The organism is Kribbella sp. NBC_01505 (assembly GCF_045040285.1).
GTDB lineage: Bacteria > Actinomycetota > Actinomycetes > Propionibacteriales > Kribbellaceae > Kribbella.
In genome coordinates this window covers 8,520,321-8,533,609 of the sequence record NZ_CP109425.1, presented here as the reverse complement: position 1 = coordinate 8,533,609, position 13,289 = coordinate 8,520,321, and the positions used below count along the sequence as shown (strand labels likewise).

The 13,289-nt window shown below is 68.2% G+C and carries 13 protein-coding genes and 1 pseudogene; 10 read left to right on the top strand and 4 right to left on the bottom strand.

All coding sequences use genetic code 11. The features are described from left to right. The first annotated feature begins 138 nt into the window (after nucleotides 1-138). Nucleotides 139-960: a helix-turn-helix domain-containing protein gene (locus tag OG474_RS40110; RefSeq protein ID WP_405058891.1), complete on the top strand. Its 822-nt coding sequence runs from the start codon at nucleotides 139-141 to the stop codon at nucleotides 958-960. A 272-nt stretch (nucleotides 961-1,232) separates the two neighbouring features. Further along, on the top strand, nucleotides 1,233-2,351 hold the full coding sequence (locus OG474_RS40105; protein WP_405058890.1) for an epoxide hydrolase family protein: 1,119 nt from the start codon (nucleotides 1,233-1,235) through the stop codon (nucleotides 2,349-2,351). 202 nt (nucleotides 2,352-2,553) lie between these two features. On the opposite strand, the pseudogene OG474_RS40100 reads toward OG474_RS40105, so the two are convergent. Beyond that, nucleotides 2,554-2,976, bottom strand: a pseudogene (locus OG474_RS40100) (HD family hydrolase). A gap of 536 nt (nucleotides 2,977-3,512) precedes the next feature. Here OG474_RS40100 and OG474_RS40095 point away from each other — a divergent pair. Continuing rightward, the gene (locus OG474_RS40095) at nucleotides 3,513-3,884 is read left to right on the top strand and encodes an alpha/beta fold hydrolase (RefSeq protein ID WP_405058889.1); all 372 of its coding nucleotides are present in this window, start codon (nucleotides 3,513-3,515) and stop codon (nucleotides 3,882-3,884) included. Further along, entirely contained in the window at nucleotides 3,884-4,414 is a 531-nt protein-coding gene (locus OG474_RS40090; protein WP_405058888.1) for an NUDIX hydrolase, read from the top strand. The genes OG474_RS40095 and OG474_RS40090 overlap by 1 nt, the downstream gene beginning before the upstream one ends. Before the next feature lie 10 nt (nucleotides 4,415-4,424). Here the strand turns inward: OG474_RS40090 and OG474_RS40085 are convergent, their stop codons facing one another. After that, nucleotides 4,425-5,312: a LysR family transcriptional regulator gene (locus OG474_RS40085; RefSeq protein WP_405058887.1), complete on the bottom strand. Its 888-nt coding sequence runs from the start codon at nucleotides 5,310-5,312 to the stop codon at nucleotides 4,425-4,427. 125 nt (nucleotides 5,313-5,437) lie between these two features. Here OG474_RS40085 and OG474_RS40080 point away from each other — a divergent pair, with 125 nt between their 5' ends. The 3 genes from OG474_RS40080 (at nucleotide 5,438) to OG474_RS40070 (ending at nucleotide 9,086) form a co-directional block, all read left to right on the top strand. Further along, entirely contained in the window at nucleotides 5,438-6,271 is an 834-nt protein-coding gene (locus OG474_RS40080) for an SDR family NAD(P)-dependent oxidoreductase (protein WP_405058886.1), read from the top strand. Between the two features lie 6 nt (nucleotides 6,272-6,277). After that, the gene (locus OG474_RS40075) at nucleotides 6,278-6,667 is read left to right on the top strand and encodes a sigma factor-like helix-turn-helix DNA-binding protein (RefSeq protein WP_405058885.1); all 390 of its coding nucleotides are present in this window, start codon (nucleotides 6,278-6,280) and stop codon (nucleotides 6,665-6,667) included. A 295-nt stretch (nucleotides 6,668-6,962) separates the two neighbouring features. Further along, nucleotides 6,963-9,086 carry a RecQ family ATP-dependent DNA helicase gene (locus OG474_RS40070; RefSeq protein WP_405058884.1) on the top strand — a complete coding sequence of 708 codons (2,124 nt, stop codon included), beginning with the start codon at nucleotides 6,963-6,965 and terminating at the stop codon, nucleotides 9,084-9,086. Here the strand turns inward: OG474_RS40070 and OG474_RS40065 are convergent. Further along, nucleotides 9,010-9,387 (bottom strand): ArsR/SmtB family transcription factor, encoded by a 378-nt coding sequence (locus OG474_RS40065; RefSeq protein WP_405058883.1) that lies wholly within the window; start codon nucleotides 9,385-9,387, stop codon nucleotides 9,010-9,012. The two genes, OG474_RS40070 and OG474_RS40065, sit on opposite strands and share 77 nt — an antisense overlap. A gap of 64 nt (nucleotides 9,388-9,451) precedes the next feature. Between OG474_RS40065 and OG474_RS40060 the strand changes: the two genes are divergently transcribed. The 3 genes from OG474_RS40060 to OG474_RS40050 are packed head-to-tail and all read left to right on the top strand — an operon-like array spanning nucleotide 9,452 to nucleotide 11,736. Then, nucleotides 9,452-10,249, top strand: a complete 798-nt coding sequence (locus tag OG474_RS40060) for a GNAT family N-acetyltransferase (protein ID WP_405058882.1) — start codon at nucleotides 9,452-9,454, stop codon at nucleotides 10,247-10,249. Nucleotides 10,250-10,258: 9 nt separating this feature from the next. Continuing rightward, entirely contained in the window at nucleotides 10,259-10,990 is a 732-nt protein-coding gene (locus OG474_RS40055) for an SDR family oxidoreductase (RefSeq protein ID WP_405058881.1), read from the top strand. Between the two features lie 2 nt (nucleotides 10,991-10,992). Next, a complete protein-coding gene (locus OG474_RS40050; RefSeq protein ID WP_405058880.1) occupies nucleotides 10,993-11,736 on the top strand; it encodes a MerR family transcriptional regulator in 744 nt (247 codons plus the stop codon). Here OG474_RS40050 and OG474_RS40045 read toward each other — a convergent pair. After that, a complete protein-coding gene (locus OG474_RS40045) occupies nucleotides 11,693-13,249 on the bottom strand; it encodes an adenylate/guanylate cyclase domain-containing protein (protein ID WP_405058879.1) in 1,557 nt (518 codons plus the stop codon). The two genes, OG474_RS40050 and OG474_RS40045, sit on opposite strands and share 44 nt — an antisense overlap. Between the last annotated feature and the right edge of the window lie 40 nt (nucleotides 13,250-13,289).

The following is a 13,289-nucleotide window of genomic DNA, read 5'->3' as shown; positions in this document are numbered from 1 at the left end:
CATCGAGGGCGGAGTGCGTGTCGCCACAGATTCGCGCGCATTGTCTCCGCTTTCCTGGTGGTCATTCTTCCGGGTTTCGGCCGCGGTAGCAGGGGCCAGGATGTCCCTCCTTGCGGATGCCGCTGATATTCTTCGGTCATGTCGGACGCGAGCACTTTGGGAACGGTGTTGCGGGAGCGGCGTGAACGCACCCGACCCGAAGAAGTGGGTGTCGTCGGTTACGGCCGCAGGCGCACGGGCGGCCTGCGCCGGGAAGAGCTCGCCGAATTGGCCGGGGTGTCGGCGGATCACCTGAAACGCATGGAGCAGGGGCGTCGGCACCCCTCGCCCGGCGTGTTGAACGCCTTGGCCCGAGCACTCCGGTTGAGCAGGACGGAGTACGAGCACCTGTGCACGCTGGCCGGTTACGCGCCGGTGGAAGGGCGGGTGCCACGACGGCTCAGTGCCGGCGCGCGCCGGCTCGTGGACCGGATAGAGGGCACGCCGGTGTGCGTGCTCGACGCCACGTGGACGGTAGTCGGCTGGAACCGGGCCTGGGAAACGCTGGCCTGCGGGGTGCCCTCGCTCCACCCGCGCGAGGGCAACATCCCCTGGCGGGTGTTCGTTGGCCAAGGCCGCCGGGTGCAGCGATCGCCGGGTGACGACGCGCGCTTCCAGCGCCTGCTGGTGGCCGAGCTTCATGCGGCCTCGACCCGCTACCCCGCGGACGAAGACCTGGCGTCGTTGACCGCCGACCTCCAGCGCGCCAGCGCCGTGTTCGCCGAGCTCTGGGCGAGTACGCCTACCGTCGGGCAGCACGACAGCCGGATGCTGTTGCAGCAGGAGGATCTGGGGCAGATCCTCCTGGACTGCGACACCATCCACATTCCTGACGGCGACCTGAGGGCGGTGGTGTTCACGGCAGACCCGGGCTCGGCCGACGCGGACGCCGTTGCCGATGACAAACACTTCAGCCGGTGATCACTTCCCAACATTGGGCAGTGAACTTCACCTGCCCGTTCCTCAAGCAACCCTGACGACAGACAACGCCTGAGTGGAATTGTCGTACGTTGTTGTTGTGCCTCGACCCCGGCAGTACGACTTCGCCCGCAGGACCACATCCTCGACGCCGCCTCGACGTCATCACCGAGTTCGGCGTCGCGGACACGACCCATCGGCGTCACCACTGTGCTCACGACCCTCGCTGCCGCGATCGACGGCGTCAGCAGCAACCCTCACGCAAGGAGCACTCCATGATGCTCGCCGTCACTGACGCCGAACTCGACGATCTGCGCTCACGGCTACGCAACACCCGCTGGCCGACGCCGTGGCCGGTGCACGGCTGGGAGGCTGGCGCCGACCCTGGTGAACTACGTCGTCTCGTGTCCTACTGGGCCACCGACTACGACTGGCGCACCCACCAAGCGGACATCAACGCGCTTCCGTCCCACTTCGCGGACATCGACGGAACACCGGTGCACTACCTCCGCTTCGAAGGCGAACGCCCTGATTCGCTGCCGATCGTGCTGACCAACGGCTGGCCCAGTTCCTTCCTCGAACTGACGACCCTCGCGCGCCGACTGGCCTCGCCGTCTCAGTACGGCGGCGATGCGGCCGACGCGTTCACCGTCATCGTCCCATCACTTCCCGGCTTCGCCTTCTCACCGCAGCGGCCGTCGCTCACCGAACCGCCGCAGACGCACGAGATCTGGCACCAGCTCATGCACAACGAACTCAACTTCGATCGCTACGGAGCGCACGGCGGAGACCTGGGCGCCGGCATCACGTCCCGGCTCGCCGAAGCCCATCCAGAAGCGGTGGTGGGCATCCACCTGATGGCCGTCGCAAGCCCGGTTACCTACGACCCCGACAGCCTCACCGCCGAAGAACGCGCCTACCTCGACGCCGTTGCAGCGTGGTCCGCCGACGAAGGCGGCTACCAGCACGAGCAAAGCACGCGCCCACTCACATTGAGCTACGGGCTGGCCGATTCCCCGACCGGCCTGCTGGCCTGGATCGTGGAGAAGTACCGGGCCTGGAGCGACTGCAGCGGCGACCTGTCCTCCCGGTTCAGCGACGACTTCCTGCTGACCCAGGCGTCGCTGTACTGGTTCACCCAGACTATTTCGACGTCGATGCGGCCTTACTACGAATACGCCCGGCAGCTGACGAGGAGAGTGGAGCGGGTCGAGGTGCCAACGGCCGTCGCACTCTTCCCCGCCGACCTGTCCCAGCCACCCCGCAGTTGGTGCGAACGCACCTACAACGTCACGAGCTACCATGTCCTGCCTCGCGGCGGCCACTTCGCCGCCCACGAAGAACCTGAACTGCTCGCCCGTGACCTCACCCAATTCTTCCGCGCCCACCGGTGACCTAACGCTCCGCGCGCAATCGGGCGGACCCCCGCCCACCCCTGACCTACCTACGGGCTACCGCCCTTCGTCGGCGCGCTGCCGCGCGCGACCGACCGCCCCGTGACTAGCGATTCCGCCACGTTAGAGGTGAGACGGTTAGAGCGGCTTCGGCGAGGCGTTTGGCGAAGGCGGTTCGGAGATTGGCTCGGGAGGATTCGATCTAGCCGTCGGTGCGGGTGTAGCCGGACTCGCGGTACTCGATGGCTTGCAGGAGGCACTCGAGGCGGTCGGCGTCTTTGGCGCAGCGGGCTTCGAGGCTGTCTTGGCCCTCGTACTCGGCCACTGCCTCGCGGATGCTCTTGGCGGCGTTGTCGGGCAGAGCTGCGATCTGATCTTCGGTGATGCGCTCGTTCGAGGCCACCTAGACATAGGGGCGTGCGCTGTGGGGGATGTCGCCGATGCGGGTTTCCTGGGAGTCGTGCCACATGCCTAGATAAGCGGCACGGGCGGGGTCACCGCCTTCTTCGGCTGCGATCAGGGCCGCGAGCTGCGCGACGCGAAGGCTGTGTTCGGCGACCGACTCGGGGTCGCGGACGCCGACGTGCCACCAGCCGGCGCGGCGGAGGCGTTTGAGGACGCCCATCTCGTAGGCGAACGCGATAGTGCCTGCGGCGTCCTGGTCAATGGTGTCGTCGGCCACGGTCGTCCCTTCGTCTGCGGTCAGCGAGTTGCACTGCATGTCGCAGGTTAGTGAAGTCGTCGTCGGGTAACCCCGGCCAATCGCCGGGAGTGCCAACTTCAGAAGCGGAAGGTCTGCCGTATCTCATCGGCCGTCCGAACTGCGCGTGCGGTCTCGGGAAGGCCGATGCGACGATTGAACGGTGAGCAAGACCAAGCCGGTAGGCCTGCGAGACGTGTGGATGTGGACGTACGTCGCGAGTCTGTCGCTCGTCCTCGCGCAGACCATCCGCCTGGTCGAAACCGCGGTCTCGAGCCGACACCTGGAGGGTGCGCGTCGATGCCGCGGGAAGGCTCACGGTTGCGGTGCCCATCGTAGGGGTGCGCTGAAGGGAATGCCCGCGGTTGGGAAGGACTCGCCAGCGGGCTGAGCACCCGACGGTGGGCGGCGATGCTGCATAGGCTCTGGAGTCTGGTTCTCCGACATGATCTGAGGTGGGCGTGAGCGACGTCAGTAGCTGCTTGGTCGATGGTGCGGACCTTGTCTACTCGTACCGGTCTGGTGCTGGGCCGTGTGTGGTGTTCATCTCTGGGCTGGGTGAGTCAGGGGTGACCTGGCGGACGACGATCGGGCTGATGTCGGAGGGTGCAGCGACCTTTACCTATGACCGGGCGGGCTGTGGTGGCTCGGGTGGGCTGCCTGCGGAGGTTGCTGCTGAGGAGCGGTCGATTGGGTGGGGCGCGGAGCAGTTGCTGAAGGTGCTTGAGTTGGACCAAGAGGTGCTGGTCAGGAGCGGGGGCGCGGTGCGGGTGAGTGTGGAGGACGGCGCATTTACTGTCTGGGACTCAGCCGGTCCCCGTGGCGCCGCGTGATGGAGTGGAAGAATCTCGGCGAGCGAGCGGTCTATGAGAACCCTTGGTTTCGGGTGAATCTTGCTGATGTCGAGTTGCCGGATGGACGTCATCTGGACCACTTTGTGATTCGTCAGCGGGCGGTTGCGTTGACGGCGGCGGTCAATGAGAGGGACGAGGTGCTGCTGTTGTGGCGGCATCGGTTCATTACGCAAACGTGGGGTTGGGAGTTGCCGGCTGGGGTTGTTGACGACGGGGAGGATGTCGTCGACGCCGCTGCTCGGGAGTTGCTGGAGGAGACGGGGTGGCGGCCTGGGCCTCTGCAGCTTCTGATGACTGTTGAGCCGGCGAATGGGCTGTCGGATGTGCTGCATCACGTCTACTGGGCTGATGGTGCTGAGTACGTGGGTCACCCGGTGGATGACTTCGAGTCGGACCGGCGGGAGTGGGTTCCGCTCAAGCGAGTGCCCGACCTTGTGCGAGCGGGAGAGATCAAGGCGGCCAATACTGTCGCCGCACTCTTGCTGCTGCATCACATGCGCGAGGGCTGACGCGCTTGCGTTAGGCGTTGATCTGGTTGGTCGCGTGTTGGATGAAGGTGGCGGTGTCTAGGGAGGTTGCGGCGGGGGACCAGACGAGGCGTAGTTCGCTGGGGGAGAGGCCTGCTACCTGTACGGCGGTGGTGCCGGTGAGGTTGAGTTCTTCGAGCAGGGACTCGGGGACGAAGCCGATGGCGCCGCCGAGGCGGATGGAGGCGGTGTACTGCGCGGCGTCGGAGACCAGGGGGCCCTGGATCCATTTGTGGTCGGCTAGGTCGGTTGCGGTCCAGTAGGCGTTGCCGGCTGGGGTGTCGCCGTTCCAGGTCGGGATGGTTTCGCCTGCCAGGTCGGAGCGTTCGATGACGCGGCTGGCGGCCAGCGGGTGCGCGTCGGGAAGCAGGGCGACGCGGGGGTCGGCGCGGAAGAGCTCACTCTCCAGGCCGCGGCACTCGAGGGGTGAGCGCAGCAGCGTCACGTGGGTGGCGCCGGAGCGGACCTCTTCGACCTGCTCCGGTCCGTCGACGACGGCGGCGTGGGCGGGTGCGCGATCTGGGTACGTCGCGTTGTACGAGACGACCAGGTTCTCGAGCGCGGCGATGTCGCAGGCGCGGGCTGTGACGTTCAGCTGATGGACCTCCTCGCGTCGCGCGGCCGCGCGGGTGAGCGCCGTACGGGCTGCGGTGTCGACGGCGCGGGCGTCGTCGATGAGGGCTCGGCCTGCGGGGGTGAGGGTGGCGCCGTGGTGGTCGCGGACGAAGAGCTCGGTGCCGAGCGTGGTCTCGATGCCGCGGATGGCGCGGGAAAGTGCCGGCTGGGTGATGCCGAGCTGGGCGGCTGCGCCGGTGAACGTGCCGTCCTCGGCGACGGCCAAGATGTAGCGGAAGTGTCTCAACTCGATCTCCGGCCCCATGGTGACGAGTCTGTCACCTGCGGCCATGCGCTGCGGGCATGGGGCCATGACGGGCAGGCCTTGGACAGGGGTGTCTCGCTGGTTGTCTGCTGGATACAGAGGACAAACGAGGGGGATGAGCGTTGATGCGCGAGGCAGTGGTGACCGGCGGTACGGCGGGATTCGGGTTCTACGCAGCGGTGGAGTTGCAGCGTCAGGGGTACGACGTGACGGTCGTGGGGCGGGATGCGGAGCGTGGGGCCGAGGCGGTGCGGGCCATCGGCGGGGGTAGCCGGTTCGTGCAGGCCGATCTGTCGTCGCTGGCGGAGGTGCGGGCACTGGGGGCGCGGTTGGCGGCGGAAGGGCCGCTGGACCTGCTGGTGAACAACGTGGGCGGTCAGTATCCGAAGCGATGGGAGACGGTGGACGGGATCGAGGCGAGTTTCGCGCTGAACTACCTGTCGCCCGTCGTCCTGACCAGCCTGCTGCTCGACTCGCTGAAAGAGGCGGCGCCAAGCCGGATCGTCGAGGTGAGCTCGTCGTCGATCACCACGCTGACCGGCGTACCGACTTACGCGGGTGTCGAGGAGGACGGCGAGTACTACGGGATGGCGGCGACTGGGCGGGCCAAGCTCGCGCACCTGGCGCATTCCCTGGAACTGGCCGGCGAACTGGAACGCACCGGGGTCAGTGTGATCGTCGTCGACCCGCTCGGGCCGGCAGCGGCTGCGACACCCAACGGGTTGGCGATGACGCCGGAGTTGCTGCCACCGGAGTTCCGGCATCTGTGGGGTCAGATTCAGGATGGCCTGCGGCCGGCCGATGCCGGCGCACCGGCGATCGTGGCCGCTGCCACGTACAACTGGCCGACCGGGTCGGTGCTGGGCCCGGACGGTCGTCCGTCCGACGACCTGGTGAAGTATCTGACGCCCGAGATCTCGGCGGCTGTTCGCTCGCTGACCGACCGGCTGCTGGGCTGAGTCGCGATGGAGCAGGAGTTTGCGGCCTTCGTCGATGGGCGGTTCACCGATTTCCAGCGCCTCGGCTATCTGCTCACGGGCGACTGGCGGGTGGCCGAGAAGCTTGTGTACGCCGCCTTTGCCAAGGTCCGTCGGAGTGCGGGTTGGGAGCGCGCTGCCCAGGTCGCGCTGGTGCGGGCGAGCCTGAGGTGGTGGCGGCCGCCGTACGTGGGCGACGAACTGCTGCAGTCCCTGTCGCGTCGTACGCGGGCCATGGTCGTGCTGCGGTACTACGCGGAGCTGCCGGACGGCGACATCGCGGAGATCATGGGCTGCTCGGTGGCTGCGGTGCGGACGCGATTCAGTCGTGTACCGACCGGAAGAACCAGTCGGAGACCGTTCCATCGGCTGGGTTAGCTCCGGCCCCCTCATCGAGCAGCGGCCTACCAGCCAAATGTGGCGCGACCGAGGCCATGGCGTCTGTTTGCGAGGATCTGCTGTCGCTGGGTGACAGTAGATCCCCGCGAAGGTGAGCCTTGCTCGGTTGGCATGCTGCGTGGCGGCGTACACAGTGGCGGCTCGCAGGCTCCGGTCGTCTGAACCGCAAGGGCCGCGGACCGCGTCCATGGCTGAGCGAGAGGGGATTGGGAGTTATCCACAGGCGGGTTGAGGGGAGGTGGGGAATGGGGGTGGGGGCGTCTAGGGTCTTGGCATGGCTGACGGGACTTTGACTCTGACCGAGGAGCGCGCCGGGATTGCGGGTGGCGTGATCCAGGCGATCGCGGGGGAGAGCGCGCGGTTGCGGGCCGACCAGGAGACTGCGGTTGCTGCTCTGTGTGAGCCCGCGGCGCGGGTGCTGGTGGTGCAGGCGACCGGGTGGGGCAAGTCGGCGGTCTACTGGGCGGCGACCGCGATCCGGCGGGCCGAGGGAGCGGGGCCGACGCTCGTGGTTTCGCCATTGCTTTCGCTGATGCGGGACCAGGTCGGTGCCGCGGGGCGAGCAGGGTTGCGGGCAGCGACGCTGAACTCGAACAACGTGGACGAGTGGTCGGGGATCGAGCAGGAGCTGCGCTCCGGCGCGATCGACGTGCTGCTGGTATCGCCTGAGCGACTGGCCAACCCCGGCTTTGGTCGGCGGGTGCTCGACAGCCTCGCGGGCGAGGTTGGGCTGCTGGTGATCGACGAGGCGCACGCGGTCTCCGACTGGGGACATGACTTCCGACCGGACTACCGCCGGGTGTCAGACGTGCTGCAGCACCTGAACCCGAAGACACCGGTCCTCGCCACCACAGCCACCGCGAACGAACGCGTCACCGAGGACGTCGCCCACCAGTTGGGCGAGTCAACGCTTGTACTGCGTGGTCCGCTGGCTAGGTCGAGTCTGCAGCTCGCGGTGGTGGACAGGTTGTCGCCCCTGCAGAGGTTCGCTTGGGTGGTCGATCACCTGCCGAAGCTTCCCGGGTCGGGCATCGTCTACGCGTTGACCGTGGCAGATGCTCAACGCCTGGCAGCGACGATCCAGGAGATCCACGGCCGCGACGTACCGGTCGCGGCGTACACGGGTGGTCTGGAGGCGGGGGAGCGGGAGAGCCTCGAGGACGCACTCCGCGAGAACCGGTTGAAGGCCCTGATCGCGACGTCCGCGCTGGGTATGGGCTACGACAAACCCGACCTCGGGTTCGTCGTTCACGTCGGCTCGCCGCCGTCGCCGGTGTCGTACTACCAGCAGGTCGGTCGTGCAGGCCGTGGCATCGACCACGCCATCGTGGCCTTGCTGCCCTCGGATGCAGACTCCGGCATCTGGGACTACTTCGCCACCGCTACGATCCCGGTCCCGGAAAATGTGAACCGCCTGCTCCACGCGATGTCGGCGTACGGACCGGATCAGCCGGCCAGCGTGCCCGCGCTCGAGGCCGAGACCGGCCTGCGGCGGACGCGGGTCGAGTTGATGCTCAAGCAGCTCGCTGTCGACGGAGTCACCGAGCGGCTCGAACGCGGCTGGATCCGGACCGGTAAGGACTGGACGTTCGATGCGGCCCACTACGACGGGATTGTGGCGGTACGGCGGCGCGAGGCCGACATCATGCGCGCCTACACCCGCGGTGAACGTTGCCTGATGCAACTGCTTCAGGAGTCGCTGGACGACGCCTCCGCGGAGCCGTGCGGGCGCTGCTCTGTGTGCCTGGGCGCTCTTCCCGAGCCGCTGTCCGCAGCCCCCGACGCGAATACGGTCGCCACGGTCACCGGACTGCTGCGCGGCGAGGTGCATGTGCTCGAACCGCGCAAGATGTGGCCCGGTGGTTCGTTCGGGCCGCGCGGCAAGATCCCCGCCAACCTGATGGCCGACCCCGGCCGTTCCCTCATCTACGCGGATGCCCCCGAATGGCGTGAGGTCCTCGCCGCCGCCTTCTCCGGCGGCGAACCGCCCGCCGACGCGATCGAGGCCCTTCAAGCCGGTGCGGTCGCGGCCCTGTCCCGCTGGCGCAGCACGTGGTCCAGTCGTCCCGAGATAGTCGTCCCGCTCGCCGCAGCCGGCCACACCGCGGTTACCGCCGCAGTGGCGGATCGCATCGCCGCAGTCGGCCGCCTGGACCGAGCTGACCTGACCGTCGATCGCCACGGTTACACCGACGACCTGTCCTCAGCCGATGAGGCCCGAGTCTGGCGCGACGGCCTCCAGGTCGACCCCACCACCGCGCAGACCGTCGCCGGCCGCACGGTCCTGCTCCTCGTCGACGCGAGCTCCTCACAATGGCCGGTCACCGTCGCGGCCGCCAAACTTCGCGAATCCGGAGCAGGCGCCGTACTGCCACTACTCCTCCACAAACGCCCGTGATCAGCTCACGAGTGCCGGGGAGGTCTCGACGAAGGACTTGAGGTCGGCGAGCAGCGCCGGCCAGCCCTCGCAGATCATCTCGCGGACCGACCTGCCCCGGACCGGCCATGGTCGTGTGGACGAAGTCGTTGTCGCTCATGGTTTCGGCCTCCAGCACCGCGAGGTGCTTGCTGACCGACTGCCGGGCCATCGACAGCCCCGCGCACAGCTCCCGCAGCGTCTGCCCGTCCTGCGCGTTGAGCGCGTCGAGCAGTTGCCGCCGGCTGGGATCGGCCAGTGCCCGGAACACCTCGTCGTCCATCCCGCTCCGTTCCAAATAGGCAGCCTGTCAAGAATGTCGTTGACGGGCCCAGGACGATGGACGGGTGGAGATCAAGAGCCTCGGCTACCGAACCGACCTGTTCCTGCTCGGCCTCGGCGGCAGCGAGGTGCACGACACGGGGGAGTACGTCGTCGTGCGGACACCGGCGAACCCGACGTTCTGGTGGGGGAACTTCCTGCTCTACCGCACGCCCTTCGCGGCCGGTGACGTGGAGCGGCGGCTGGCTGAGTTCCACACGCAGTTCCCAGATGCGGAGCACGTAGCGATCGGCGTCGACACCACCGACGGCACAGTCGGAGCGGACGGCATCAAGGAGGAGCTGGCCGAACGAGGTGCCACGATCGAGTTCAGCACGGTGATGGCCGCGAACACGGTCGTCGCGCCGGCCCGGCCGAACACGACCTCGACGTACCGGATGCTGTCGGGCGACGACTGGGAGCAGGTCTACACGATCGGCCTGGCGACCGCGACGATGACGGTCGACGACGGGTATCGGGAGTTCCTGCAGCGCCGGGTGGCGAGCGATCGGGCCCGCGTCGAGGCCGGGCATGGCGTGTGGTTCGGTGCGTTCGACGGGGACCGGCTGCAGGCGTCGCTCGGGTTGATGTTCGACCGCCAGGGCCTGGCCAGGTTCCAGAATGTGCAGACGCATCCGGACGACCGGAACCAGGGGATCGCGAGCACGCTCGTGCACCACGCGTCGACGTACGGGTTCGAGCATGGCGCGGAGACGCTGGTGATGGTCGCCGACCCGGACTATCTGGCGATCCGGATCTATCGTGCCCTCGGGTTCAGCGACTCGGAGACCCAGTTGGGGATGTCGATCCCGCCCGCCTCCTAAGGTGGTCCCATGACGGTCGTACTGGTGACAGGTGGGAGCCGCGGGATCGGCGCCGCGGCGGCGGTCGCACTCGCGGCCGACGGTTGGGATGTCGGCATCGGCTATCGCTCTCGGAAGGACGAGGCAGCGAAGGTGGCCAAGGCCGTCGAAGACCAGGGCCGGCGCGCGGTCGCTGTCCAGGGCGACGTCACTGAACCCGAAGACATCGAGCGCCTCTTCACCGAGGTGACCGAAGCCCTGGGCCCGCTCAAAGCTGTGATCAACAACGCCGGCATCGTCTCGCCGTCCGGTCGCGTCGACGAGTACGACGCCGAGAGGCTCGACACCGTCTTCCGGACCAACGCGATCAGTGCCTTCCTGGTCGCCGGCGCCGCCGTCCGCCGGATGTCCACCAAGTACGGCGCGGACGGCGGCGTCATCGTCAACGTGTCCTCCCGCGCGGCCGTCCTCGGTTCAGCCGGGGAGTACGTGGACTATGCCGCCAGCAAGGCCGCCGTCGACGCCCTCACGATCGGCCTCGCGAACGAGGTGGCCAAGGAAGGCATCCGCGTGCTCGGCGTCCGCCCCGGCCTGATCGAGACCGACATCCACGAGCCAGGCCGCCTCGATCGCCTCGGTACGACGCCGCCGCTCGGCCGGCCGGGCAAGCCGGAAGAGGTGGCCGAGCTGATCGCGTTCCTCGCCTCCAGTCGCTCGTCATACATGACCGGTACCACGATCGACGTGTCCGGCGGCCGCTGACGATGGGCCTCCGGCCGGTCGACTTGGCGCGACGCGCGGGCGTCTCGACCCAACTCATCCGCAACTACGAGGCGGACGGCATCCTGCCGCCGGCGCCCCGCACGGACAGCGGCTACCGCCAGTACGGCGAGGAACACGTGTCCGCGCTGCTCACGTACCGCGCCCTCGCGCCGGGGTTCGGCGCCGAGACCGCGCGGATGATCATGCAGGCGGTCCACGCCGGCGACGAGGAATCGGCGTACCGGCTGGTGGACCGGGCGCATACCGGGCTCTACGAGCAACGCCTCGCCACCGACGCTGCCAGCGAGGCACTCGGCGCAGCCGCGGCCGAGTTCAAGGACGAGCCCGCACCGACCGGCCCCGCGCTGCTGGTAGGCGAGCTGGCTCACCGCCTCGGCGTCCGCACGTCTGCGCTGCGCGTGTGGGAGGCGGCCGGCCTACTGATGCCGACCCGCGAGCGAATCACCAAGTACCGCCGCTACGAGCCAGAGCAGATCCGCGACGCCCGCATCATCCACATGCTCCGCCAGGGCCGCTACTCCTTCGACCAGATCCGCCCAGTTCTCGACGGCCTGCGCAAAACCGGCAGCACCGACGCCCTGCGCGACGCGATCGCCGAACGCCGAGCCGCACACGACCGCATCACCAAAGCGATGCTGTACGGCGCCGGCCTGCTACACCAACTGGTCGAAGAGCAGCGCGCTACTGCGGAACGGCCAGCTGAGTCGGTTCCGACCGCCCTCTGACCGTCACTCGATCACCGGGCCGCCAATGCGCGCCTTCGGTCGGGCCCGCGTCAGCAACCGTCGACATCGACGCGATCAAGCGGTCCGGCGTGTTCTTCGCCAGCTCGCTCAGCCGCGCCGCCTCGTTCACCGGATCACCGATCACCGTGTACTCAAGCCGCCGTACGTCGCCAACCGTGCCGGCCACCACGATCCCGGCCGTCACCCCGATCCCGGCCGTTGCCTCCGGCAACTCCTCGCTCAGCCGCTTGCTCAGCGCCCGCCCCGCGCGCAACGCGGCACCGGCCGGATCGATCAGCTCGGCCGGAGCCCCGAAGATCGCCAGCGACGCGTCACCGGCGAACTTGTTCACGAAGCCGCCCTCGCGGACCACCTCGTCGACCACGATCGCGAAGAAGCGGTTCAGCAGCTGCACCACCTCGGTCGGCGGCCGGTCCGCCGCGAGCTTCGTCGACCCGACCAGATCGACGAACAGTACGGCGACGAACCGCTCCTCGCCGCCGAGCCGGTCACTGGTCAACGCCTCGCGGACGACCTCGGGGCCGACGTACTTGCCGAAGACGTCCCGGATCCGCTCGCGCTCCCGCAGCCCGGCCGCCATCCGGTTGAACCCGGCCTGCAGCGAGCCGAGCTCGGTCCCGTCGAAGACTGGGATCCGGATGTTCAGCTCGCCCTCGCCGATCAGCGTGAGCGCGTCGCGCACCGAGCGGACCGGCGCGACCACCGAGCGCGCGGACAGCAGGATCAGCAGCCCACCGTTGCCGAGGACAACGAGGCCGAGGGCAAGGATCATCACCGACAACCGGGTCGCCGAGACCTCGCCGTCGATCAGGGCCAGTACCGCGGCGAACATCAGGCCGGCCACCGGCGTCGCCGAGCCGGCCGCCCAGAACACCAGCGTGCGCGCTTTGAGGCCGAAGGCAAGCAGCCGGCGCGGCGGCGCCGAGTCGGCCAGCGCCCGCGCGGCCACCGGCCGGAGTGCGAACTCGGTCAGTAGGTAAGAAACCGCGCAGGTGACGATCATGCCGTCGAAGATCGTCACCGCGATCCGCAGCGCGTTCTCCGGCTGGAGGGCGATCGTGACCGCGGTGAAACCGATCGCGGCGATCATCCACAGCACGACCTCGATCAGGGTCAGGCGCAACGGCAGCCGGAGTGTCGAGATCTGCTCACGCCGCGTGGCCGGGCGATCCTCGTCCACCCACGCAGTACGCCGTACCGTCACGCGCGTGCTCCACACGCAGCCCACCAGCATCGCGAGCAGCAGGTACGACGGGACGAAGATCGCCTCGAACCGCTGCAGCTCATCGGTCAGCGGGGGACCGGGCAGGACGAACACGGCCAGCGCGAAGACCACGGCCGCGCCGATCAGGTTGGTGCCGATCGAGAACGTTGTCATCAGCACCCGAAGCCGGATCCGCAGCATCCGGGTGCTCTGATCGACCGGCCCGAGCAGCCAGGAACCGAACGGCCGCCGTTTCAGGACCAGTTCGGCATCCCCGTGCGATGTCATGCTCACAGTCTGCTCCGGCGACTGCAGCTTCGTGCAATAC

Bases quoted from the DNA above. Each gene is read 5' to 3' on its own strand.
- OG474_RS40110 (WP_405058891.1), top strand. From the start codon at position 139: ATGTCGGACGCGAGCACTTTGGGAACGGTGTTGCGGGAGCGGCGTGAA.
- OG474_RS40105 (WP_405058890.1), top strand. From the start codon at position 1,233: ATGATGCTCGCCGTCACTGACGCCGAACTCGACGATCTGCGCTCACGG.
- OG474_RS40090 (WP_405058888.1), top strand. From the start codon at position 3,884: ATGGAGTGGAAGAATCTCGGCGAGCGAGCGGTCTATGAGAACCCTTGG.
- OG474_RS40085 (WP_405058887.1), bottom strand. From the start codon at position 5,312: ATGGGGCCGGAGATCGAGTTGAGACACTTCCGCTACATCTTGGCCGTC.
- OG474_RS40080 (WP_405058886.1), top strand. From the start codon at position 5,438: ATGCGCGAGGCAGTGGTGACCGGCGGTACGGCGGGATTCGGGTTCTAC.
- OG474_RS40075 (WP_405058885.1), top strand. From the start codon at position 6,278: ATGGAGCAGGAGTTTGCGGCCTTCGTCGATGGGCGGTTCACCGATTTC.
- OG474_RS40070 (WP_405058884.1), top strand. From the start codon at position 6,963: ATGGCTGACGGGACTTTGACTCTGACCGAGGAGCGCGCCGGGATTGCG.
- OG474_RS40065 (WP_405058883.1), bottom strand. From the start codon at position 9,387: ATGGACGACGAGGTGTTCCGGGCACTGGCCGATCCCAGCCGGCGGCAA.
- OG474_RS40055 (WP_405058881.1), top strand. From the start codon at position 10,259: ATGACGGTCGTACTGGTGACAGGTGGGAGCCGCGGGATCGGCGCCGCG.
- OG474_RS40050 (WP_405058880.1), top strand. From the start codon at position 10,993: ATGGGCCTCCGGCCGGTCGACTTGGCGCGACGCGCGGGCGTCTCGACC.
- OG474_RS40045 (WP_405058879.1), bottom strand. From the start codon at position 13,249: ATGACATCGCACGGGGATGCCGAACTGGTCCTGAAACGGCGGCCGTTC.